Source organism: Sphingobacterium spiritivorum, assembly GCF_016724845.1.
Taxonomy (GTDB): Bacteria; Bacteroidota; Bacteroidia; order Sphingobacteriales; family Sphingobacteriaceae; genus Sphingobacterium; species Sphingobacterium spiritivorum_A.
The window spans coordinates 4,686,252-4,695,613 of record NZ_CP068082.1 but is presented as its reverse complement, the minus strand read 5'-3'; the positions used below and the strand labels follow the sequence as shown (position 1 = coordinate 4,695,613).

The 9,362-nt window shown below is 38.3% G+C and carries 8 protein-coding genes and 1 pseudogene; 3 read left to right on the top strand and 6 right to left on the bottom strand.

All coding sequences use genetic code 11. From position 1 onward, the window contains the following. The first annotated feature begins 16 nt into the window (after positions 1 to 16). Positions 17 to 1,158 (top strand): annotated as a pseudogene (locus tag I6J03_RS20040) (IS481 family transposase). 200 nt (positions 1,159 to 1,358) lie between these two features. On the opposite strand, the gene I6J03_RS20035 reads toward I6J03_RS20040, so the two are convergent. From I6J03_RS20035 to I6J03_RS20015, 5 genes are all read right to left on the bottom strand, one after another. Then, a complete protein-coding gene (locus tag I6J03_RS20035; RefSeq protein WP_003002344.1) occupies positions 1,359 to 2,345 on the bottom strand; it encodes a hypothetical protein in 987 nt (328 codons plus the stop codon). 13 nt (positions 2,346 to 2,358) lie between these two features. Continuing rightward, entirely contained in the window at positions 2,359 to 3,258 is a 900-nt protein-coding gene (locus I6J03_RS20030) for a hypothetical protein (RefSeq protein ID WP_003002345.1), read from the bottom strand. Positions 3,259 to 3,276: 18 nt separating this feature from the next. Continuing rightward, positions 3,277 to 5,148: a DKNYY domain-containing protein gene (locus tag I6J03_RS20025; RefSeq protein ID WP_003002348.1), complete on the bottom strand. Its 1,872-nt coding sequence runs from the start codon at positions 5,146 to 5,148 to the stop codon at positions 3,277 to 3,279. A gap of 9 nt (positions 5,149 to 5,157) precedes the next feature. Further along, a complete protein-coding gene (locus I6J03_RS20020) occupies positions 5,158 to 5,766 on the bottom strand; it encodes a hypothetical protein (protein WP_003002349.1) in 609 nt (202 codons plus the stop codon). A 166-nt stretch (positions 5,767 to 5,932) separates the two neighbouring features. Further along, positions 5,933 to 6,853 (bottom strand): LysR family transcriptional regulator, encoded by a 921-nt coding sequence (locus I6J03_RS20015; protein ID WP_201693930.1) that lies wholly within the window; start codon positions 6,851 to 6,853, stop codon positions 5,933 to 5,935. 96 nt (positions 6,854 to 6,949) lie between these two features. Between I6J03_RS20015 and I6J03_RS20010 the strand changes: the two genes are divergently transcribed. Further along, positions 6,950 to 7,564, top strand: coding sequence for an NAD(P)H-dependent oxidoreductase (locus tag I6J03_RS20010; protein WP_003002354.1), 615 nt, complete (start codon positions 6,950 to 6,952; stop codon positions 7,562 to 7,564). A gap of 18 nt (positions 7,565 to 7,582) precedes the next feature. Further along, positions 7,583 to 7,873 (top strand): putative quinol monooxygenase, encoded by a 291-nt coding sequence (locus tag I6J03_RS20005; RefSeq protein ID WP_003002355.1) that lies wholly within the window; start codon positions 7,583 to 7,585, stop codon positions 7,871 to 7,873. Between the two features lie 110 nt (positions 7,874 to 7,983). Here the strand turns inward: I6J03_RS20005 and I6J03_RS20000 are convergent, their stop codons facing one another. Then, positions 7,984 to 8,832: an EamA family transporter gene (locus I6J03_RS20000; RefSeq protein ID WP_003002356.1), complete on the bottom strand. Its 849-nt coding sequence runs from the start codon at positions 8,830 to 8,832 to the stop codon at positions 7,984 to 7,986. Positions 8,833 to 9,362: the final 530 nt, after the last annotated feature.

Sequence of the window (9,362 nt, the reverse complement as noted above, 5' to 3'; positions counted from 1 at the left end):
AAAATAGATTAGAGTTATGACAACACAAGAAAAAATCATCAAGAACAAACTGAGAGTTTTAGAACTTGCTCAGCACTTAGGCAATGTATCAAGAGCCTGTAAAGTAATGGGCTATTCCAGAGATAGCTTTTATAGATTCAAAGAATTGTATGATCAATGAGGCGAACTTGCGCTTCAGGAACTTTCTAGAAGAAAGCCAGTGTTAAAGAACCGAGTAGAAGAATATATTGAAAAAGCTGTTGTGGATTTAGCCATAGACCAACCTGCTTTAGGCCAATTACGGGTATCTAATGAGTTAAAAAAGCAAGGGATATTGATATCACCTGGAGGAGTTCGGAGCATATGGATGCGACATGATTTGCAAACTTTTAAGCTTCGATTAAAGGCCTTAGAAGCAAAATCGGCACAGGAAGGTATTGTTTTGACGGAAGCCCAGCTTATAGCACTGGAGAAAGCTAAAGAAAAAAAAGGCACATGGCGAAATAGAAACGTATCATCCTGGATATTTAGGAGCTCAGGACACTTATTATGTTGGAAATATTAAAGGAGTAGGGCATATATATCAGAAAACTTTCATAGATACCTATTCCAAAGTCGCTTTTACAAAACTGTACGATCGCAAGAATGCTTTAGTTGCCGCAGATATGCTAAACGACCAAGTGGTGCCATTTTTCGAGCACCATGACATAAGATTGTTAAGGATATTAACAGATCGAGGAACGGAATATTGCGGGGTAAGAGACCAACATGAGTATCAACTCTATTTAGCCATCGAAGATATAGATCACACTAAAAACCAAAGCAAAAAGTCCTCAGACAAATGGTATTTGCGAACGTTTCCATTGTACTATTCAAGATGAGTTTTACGCTGTTGCATTCAGAAAGAAAGTATACCGAAGCATTCAGGAGCTCCAAAACGATCTTGATCGTTGGATGACTTACTATAATCAGGATCGTACCCATACTGGAAAGTATTGCTTTGGGAAGACACCTCTGCAGACCTTCAACGATACAATTAATTTGGCAAAAGAAAAAATGCTCGAAACGCTAAAAGAAGAGCAACTTATTACTTATCCGATGCAAGAGAAGCAACAAGTTGCGTATATAGATTTTGAAGAAACATTACTATATTCGAATAGGCAATCTGACAATTTTTAAAGACACCAAACTGTCAGATCAAGTAGTGGCTATTACAGTTCATATATTGCTCTTGCAAGTCGGAAACGACGATTTTGCACCGTGTAAAAAGGTACAGGCCGAAAGTCTCATAATCTTTTGGTCCCTGGTTCTAGCCCGGGTGGGCGTACAGAAATTCTCACAGCAATGCGGGAATTTTTTGATTATATATAATAAGGGACTTATTCAGCCATTTTAAAATAGGTTTCTGTAAACACGTTTTCCTGTACTTTCTGGGCGTATGTTTTGACCCAGTGTTTATAATAATAGGTCGCATAGAGGATATTATCTTTTAAGGCGAATCTGGCAAAAGGTTTTCCTATCTGAGGGATTTCTTTGAGACCGAAAGTCTCAGCCGTGCCATTATCAAACTTGCAGTCTACATCTCTTTCCCAGATCATCTCAAATTCGGTATCGCTGATCTTACGGACGGGGTAGAAATAAACGCACTGGCCGTGGTATTCAAATGCCAGTGAGCTTTCTCCGATATTCAGCGCTACTTCCCCATTCTGCCACTTATATCCGTAGAATTTTTGTTTTTCTGTTGGAGGACTGGACTTGTTGAAAAAATCAATATGGACTATTTTCCAGCGACCTCCTTCCCTCTCCATATCTATTCTGCACAAAGGTTCACCCTCACCACCGTAATTCAGGTAAATGTCCATTGACCCTTTGTTATCAGATAACTGTCTTACATTATGAATCGTATATTCATCCGGTGGTTCCTGACTCTTGATCCAGTACATATAGTAAAGATCTCCGCAATAGGTATCATAGGTATATGCATCGGCATTTTTATAATCCTCAAAATTGACTGTTCCTAAAAATAAGTTGCATCCGCTTAACCTCTTCTTTTCCTCCCGGATAAATTTCTCCGAAATCGTTCCAAGCGTTCTGAGCTTTTTGAAATAAGAGGCGGTATCCAAAGAGGATTTTCCTTTTCTATCCTTAACGACATCAATATACTGAAAATCATTATTGAAATACCAGTCGTAGAAGGAACTTCCGCTTTTCTGCATTTCCTGTAGCTGATCGCCATCGTTTACTTTGGTAAGACTGCTGTCTGCAGTTACCTGCTGTCCGGACTGGCTTGTAAGACCTTTTTTATTGCTCTCCCGGCAGGCAGCCAGTATGCAGATGAATAACGTAATTACTAATATTTGCTTCATTATAAGATTGATTTTATTGTCCGGAAGGTCTTTTCTCTTCGTACAGGAGTATTTCGTTTGCGGGTAGATAACGCTCATTGCTGATCAGTTTACCTGCTTTATTATAGGTTAGCAATCGTTGAATGCCATTGATCGTTTTGATCACTTCTTTCTTTTGAAGTATAGCATTTTTATAGTATTCTTTTACTTCGTTCTTTTCGCTGTTTTCATAAGTACGCATATAGAGCTTACCCTCTACATAATCATCACTATACCTTACATTATTTTTTCTATATTGCTTATTGGTCAGTCTGCCGTCTTCATCATAGGCTTCATATCTGTCAACCGCTGATACCCTCTGCTTGTTACCATTCGGGTAAAAATCAGTGTAAGTCTCTGAGACTTCATCCGAAATATGCCGTATGTTGCCATTGCGGTGATAGGACTTACTTACTCCTCTGCCGTAATGCTTGTTTTTATCCAGCGATACCCATCCTTCTGTTCTTAAAATACTGTTTTCGTATTGTTTGAAAAACATATTCTTTTCCTTTCTGTAAGTGTCTACCGTTGGAATAGAACCCGTAGATGAATTATAGGTCATAATCAAAGAATTGACTATAGTATAATTATTTTTCACCTTGCCATCTGTCTCCGATACGGATCCGTTTATAAGCCCATTTTTAAGGGTAATATCAGCTGTTTGATTTTTACTTTCCAGTCTGTATGAACCGTCTTTCAATGCTACCGGTTTTTGTCCTGAAATACCGATAATACTAATTTCATCTATATAAGCCCGTTCTATATGTGCCGCCTTTATTTTCAGCGTATCAATAGTCGTTTGTGCATAAGCACTTTCTGTAATTATAGCTGTGAACATAAACCCTAAAAGGCTTATGTACTTTGGAAAATTGATATTTATAATATTGTATTTCATATGGTTATGAAAAATTATTTAATCTGTTTCTTTATCAGGGAAAATCTGTTCTTTCGTTCGTATTACAGCACATTCTTCTCCTTCTGCAAAAGTGAGAAGATTCGCTACATTATCATAATTCCGGGCTTCCAGTTCGCGTTCCAGTTGCTGTATATTTTCCACAATATACAAGGAAGAATAGATGGGATGAATATTAGGCAGATCAATTACAGTAGCGTAATACTGATTACCTTGTCTGTATAAAATCAGGTGTTCGTCCTCTTTGTATATAACAAATCCTTTTTGTGGTATTTTGGATCTGTATATGTAGGTTACCTCTCCTAAATGTCCGTATTTACGGCTTCTGATATTCTGATAACCGGTATAATAGATAACATTATCATCTTTAAATACTCCATTCACAAAAGGCCGGAGTCCCTTTAATACTTTAGCATGTATGAAAGCCTGTTTATCAGAATCGAAATAGTAAAGCGATCTGAGATCCGAAAAGAGAAGGTGTAACCTCCCTGACGCGCGTTTTTGAAGTAAGGCCATTTGTTGGAGGTCTGCTGTTGCAGATCCCCATAGCCTGTCCGGTACTTCTGCCGGAAAGACGATGCCATTTACCACATGCTGCCGGCCATCTGTACCATACGTGAGGGCATAGTCCAGTTGTTCCGCTGTAAAATCACGCCCGTTCATCCCCTTTAAGAGATGTTCATGATAGTAGGCGTGTTTGCTGTCCTTTACATATTCAACTGTAGCCGGTAAAGATGAGATACTGTTTACATCTGCCTGAGGCAACACGTATTCCTGGTAATATACTTTATTCCTGTCTTTAGCATAACTGAATATTGGTGTATTAATACGCTGATGGGACAGGCTTTCAAAACTTGCTGCATCGGCACCCGGTATTTGTTTTGTCTTGTAAAAAACAGATTTGCGGTCCTTTACATAATTCTGTCCCACATATATTGCGGCTGTCTGGTCAATACCGGGAATACTTTTATTGCCGGAATAGATATGTCGGGCATCGATACCCATTGTACTGCCATATTCATTTTTGAATGTGAGTTGTTTGAAACTGTTCAGATCAGCATCTTTTACTTTAAAATAACCATCTCCCATTCTCAAAAAATAAACTTCGTTATTATAGCTTAGATACGGACTGCCGTTTCCGGGAAGGTATACACCGTTTCGAGCCACCTGATTATCCGGATCGTCATCATTATTCCGGTTAATGAGATAATAAATAATGCCGGCCAATATCAGAAAGAAGCCTGATAATATAAGGAGAGCCGTTCTGATCTTCAGCGGACGTGTGACCGTTTCAATATGCACTCCTTTTTGGTACACAAAAAGTTGTTCATAATGCATATTTCTCACATCGCTCTCATTTTTATATGTTATGTAATGGTATTCATTTTCCAGTATACTACTCAATCGGGAATAGAATGCATCCAGATCTTTATTCATAATACCCATAAATACATTACCTGTATTGATATGAATGGTTTTTTCTGTTATAATACTCAACCTGTCCCAGCGCTTGTTTCTGATCACAGCCTTTACAATACGAATAGAATCTAAAGGTATCTGGTAGAATTGTCTTTTACTTCTGATCTCCAGACTTTTGTTTACGACTGACAGGGTCAGCACAGGTTTCATCAGGAAATTAAACAGCATTACAGCAGCATAATATACCAAAGCAAACAGCAGTACGATCAATACTATACTCACCGGCCCTGTAATCATAAATCCGAATAACTGAAACAACATATCGTACCCCTTGACATAAAAAAAATAACCAAAGGGAAGCATCACGAGCAGGGAAAATAAGGTATATATGAGAATTCCTTTTTTATCAAAGATATTTCCCTTTAATTTCACAGTTAGTTGCTCCTTATTCATTCTGTATGCTTATATAATGTTCATATTGTTGACCACAGGTATTCCGGGCTGTTTATCCATTAATGTATCCATTGCAAATTGTGCCTGCGTATACTGATAGAAAGTCACGCTGTGTTTTTTATTCTCAAAAGTTCTGATATTCATACTATAGGTAGTAGGTGCTTTATACGGTCTGGACCGTGAAAATGATACATCCATAATATCTGTATAAGGAATATTCTTTTGGGATAGCAGTGTCGGAATAATAATATGGCGTGTCTGGAAAACATAAGGGGCAATTCCGGCCCAAAACCGTCCGATAACCTGTACATACCGGTAATACAGCAGCAGACTATCTGAATCCAACTGTCTTAGTATAGTGATAAAAGTAGCAGTTCGTCTGTAAGTGAAAAACAGAAGTAAACCAAAGGGTACCGCCAGTATAGCCTGCAGATAAAGGATAGTTGGCAATATGTAACTCAGAAAGTTGATTTGATAGAGCTTTCTTTCCGTGTAAACGACATGAAAATTATAGCAAAAAAAGAATATAATCGAAAAATTAACCAGTAATAATAAGGTCATTACTACCTGTCGCAATCTGATGATATTATTTATTTCCTTTTCTCTGAATTCGTTCATTCCGATAATGTCCTGATAAAAGCGTTGACAACATAAATATAACTGTGTTGTTGTCAAAAATTGAGCCCGGAATAATATTCGTTGAATCTGATAAAATATTAGCGATATTCTATCTGTTATTTGATTTATGAAAAAAGACAGCATATCGCTATGTCCGGGATAGTCTTCAGGCGACTTCCTGCTGCACAGGTCTTCCCATAACCTTTCTGAAAAGATCTTTGATATGATCGATTTCCTGTTGATGTGAATTCTGTTTACGGGTGCCAAAGTAAAGGGTATTTTTCAAAGGCTTCACTCCTTCCCAGATCAACTGTATCTGTCCGTTCTCTATTTCCTGACGGCATAGAAAATCCGGAATCACGGCAAGTCCCTTTCCTCCGCTCAGACAACGCACTATGGAATTGAGATTCGGTACTATATAATTGGGTCTGAAGTTAGGCTGTTGGTCAAAATTAAGTTTCCAGAACCGTAATAAATGCTCCATATCGCCTGTCGTACCATACCACTTTTGCGCTCTCAGCCAGCTTTCTGTCTGATGGATATCTTCTGTCTTTCGGATAACATCAAAAGCGGCTTTGTCAACTTCACTTCCACCTACAAGCACAATCTGTTCGCAGGAAAAAGGTTCCAATTCCAATTGTGATGAATTCCCCTTTTGTGGTGTAATGATCAGATCTACTATACCTTTGTCCAGCTGATCCAGCATTTCCGGATATTCGCCAAAGCAGATAATAAGATTGAACGGTAAGGAGGAAACATACTGTTCCAGTGTGATCTGAAAAGTTTCAAAGCACATCCCTACGCTGATAGTCGGCGTGTATTTTTCTGTACTTTTCTGAAAATTCTTCTCTACTTCCTCCAGTTTTGTCAGGGCATCAACCACCGCATTATACAATACTTTGCCTCGTTCCGTAGGCATCATTTTCCGGCCGGTCCGGTCAAATAGCTTGTATCCGACATAAGATTCCAGTGAACTCAGATGGAGACTTACGCCTGGCTGAGAGATAAAAAGTGCCTCTGCAGCGCCTGTAAGTGTTCCTGTTTTATAAATCGCCTTAAATGTGCGGTACCATTCCAGATTAACCATATTCAAGTATTATAATTATGATACAAATATATAAATTATCTTATTTTTATGATAGCATCCATCAGCGTATTTTTGTAGCATATTAAAATAATAGATATGAAAAAGATACTTATCATTAATGGAGGACAGCATTTCGGACATTCCGGAGGGCGTTTTAATACTACTATAGCGGCTACTACATTTGATTTCTTCAATGAAATGAAGGATGTGGAAGTTCAACTGACCACTATAGATCAAGGATATGACGCGGAGGAAGAGGTTCGTAAATTTGTGTGGGCCGATTACATCATCTACCATACTCCTATCTGGTGGTTTCAGTTGCCACATAAATTCAAGCAGTATATAGATGAAGTGTTTACAGTGGGGCATAACAAAGGAATATACCACAGCGATGGACGTTCGTCCGATAATCCGGAAATCAATTATGGTACCGGAGGTCAGTTGGCTGGACGTAAATACATGCTGACAACCAGCTGGAATGCTCCTTCTACAGCCTTCACATTGCCGGGTGAATTTTTCCAGCAACACAGTGTAGATCAGGGTGCACTGTTTGGTTTTCATCGTATGAATGCTTTTGTATCCCTTGAAAAAATGGAAAGCTTCCATTTTCATGATGTAGAAAAAAATGCTCAGGTTGAGCGTGATATGGAACAATATCGCTTACATTTGGAAAACGTATTTGCAGAGGAATTCAGCTCTGTCACGTGCTAAATTAATAATATAAAAGATATGAATATATACTTAACAGCCGTCATCAAAGCTAAAAGTGAATATAGAGATGAAGTATTGGAAATACTGAAGAATATGGTCCGCAAAACACTGCAGGAGCCTGCTTGTCAAAAATATGATCTGCATGAAGATGTGGAAGATCCGAACAGGTTTGTGTTCTATGAAATATGGCAGGATCAGCCAGGATTGGACATGCATAATCAGCAAACCTATATCCGAGACTTTGTAGCGGTTGTACCAAAAAAACTTCAGGAAGCTCCTTTGATTATCAGGATGAAAAAACTGGATTAATAAATAGCAGATTATAGTTTCATACCAATAAGATGAAAATCAGAAACTAAAAAGGTATCCTTTCCAAATCCGGATAGGACACCTTCTTTGATAAGAAATCTTAGGACAGATTATAAAGTGTCCTTATATCTGTTTGTTAAAGTCGTTCCCATACTTGCAATCACTACACAGAGAATAGACATCCACTGCAGAAAGCTCAGATATTCTTTCAAAAAGAGTAAACCGGAGAGCGCTCCGAAAGCAGGTTGCAGACTTGTCAGAATACTGAATGTTTTCGGAGGAAGGCGTTTCAGAGCTATCATATCCAATGTAAAAGGTAATGCACTGGAAAATATAGCTACTCCAAATCCTAAAAGTAAATAATGAAAACTGAGTTGTGCAAGACTTCCGCTTAAAATACCAAATGGCAGAATCAGTATGGCGGCTATACCCATTCCTACAGTGACGGCAACTCTGTTGTCAACTACCTGTGAAATCTTGCCACCCATTACAATATATCCCGCCCAGAATACCCCTGCAAGGAAAGCCAGCCCCAATCCGATAATGTCAATATGATTACTCTGCCAGGGGACAATCAGCAATATGCCGGCACATGCAAATAATGCCCATAACAGGTCTAAAAGTTTGCGTGACAGAAAAAGAGCCAGTAAAAGAGGGCCGATAAATTCTACGGTCACACCTAATCCAAGCGGAATACGCTGAATTGCATAATAGAAAATAAGATTCATACTGCCGATACATGCACCATATCCAAAGCAATATAACCACTGTTTTTTATTCAGAGCGGACAATCGTGGTCGGTTGATAACAAACAGTAACAGTGCCGAAAGACCTATTCGTAATGTGCTTGTACCGGCCGGACCAAGAACGGGAAATAGTTTTTTTGCGATGGATGCTCCACCCTGCACACAGATCATGGAAGCCAGAGCTGCCGGTACAGCAATATTCTTATTTTTCATCGGGTTCAAATCTAAGCTAAACTTTCATTAGCAAGAAATGGTAAAGATAAAAATAATACATATCGTAAGCAGATTAATGTAATATTGAGATTTCTGATGAAGATATGTGAGTCAAATCAGCGTTATTAACTTCATTTTTAAACAGTGGAAGTTTCGGATAAGATGTATAAGTGATTGACTCTATTACCCTTAAGCCAAAATAATTTAAGTAATTTTAGCGCTGTTCGCTTGTTTAACCAAATATATTTAATTATTTTTGACGAAAGCTAAAGGAAACTTTACTTAATGTGTGATAAATGGAGCTTCGGCTCCTTTTTCGTTTTATATAAGCCCCTCCCATTCCATTGTTGTTACTTACGGAATTAGTAGGTTTCCACAATTTGTCTCTGATTATATTTGTCTTATTCTGCTTTTAAAATACTGCCATACCCCAAGCATCAGTATCAAAGCAAGCAGTATAATAAGTACTACTATCCGATTTGAATTTTTACCTGTCTGCATATATTCAAAAATAGTATTTACACTAAAAA

What these genes read in the sequence shown, in the direction of transcription:
- I6J03_RS20015 (WP_201693930.1), bottom strand. Translation starts at nt 6,853, where the DNA reads ATGGTTAATCTGGAATGGTACCGCACATTTAAGGCGATTTATAAAACA.
- I6J03_RS20020 (WP_003002349.1), bottom strand. Translation starts at nt 5,766, where the DNA reads ATGAACGAATTCAGAGAAAAGGAAATAAATAATATCATCAGATTGCGA.
- I6J03_RS20010 (WP_003002354.1), top strand. Translation starts at nt 6,950, where the DNA reads ATGAAAAAGATACTTATCATTAATGGAGGACAGCATTTCGGACATTCC.
- I6J03_RS20005 (WP_003002355.1), top strand. Translation starts at nt 7,583, where the DNA reads ATGAATATATACTTAACAGCCGTCATCAAAGCTAAAAGTGAATATAGA.
- I6J03_RS20035 (WP_003002344.1), bottom strand. Translation starts at nt 2,345, where the DNA reads ATGAAGCAAATATTAGTAATTACGTTATTCATCTGCATACTGGCTGCC.
- I6J03_RS20025 (WP_003002348.1), bottom strand. Translation starts at nt 5,148, where the DNA reads ATGAATAAGGAGCAACTAACTGTGAAATTAAAGGGAAATATCTTTGAT.
- I6J03_RS20030 (WP_003002345.1), bottom strand. Translation starts at nt 3,258, where the DNA reads ATGAAATACAATATTATAAATATCAATTTTCCAAAGTACATAAGCCTT.
- I6J03_RS20000 (WP_003002356.1), bottom strand. Translation starts at nt 8,832, where the DNA reads ATGAAAAATAAGAATATTGCTGTACCGGCAGCTCTGGCTTCCATGATC.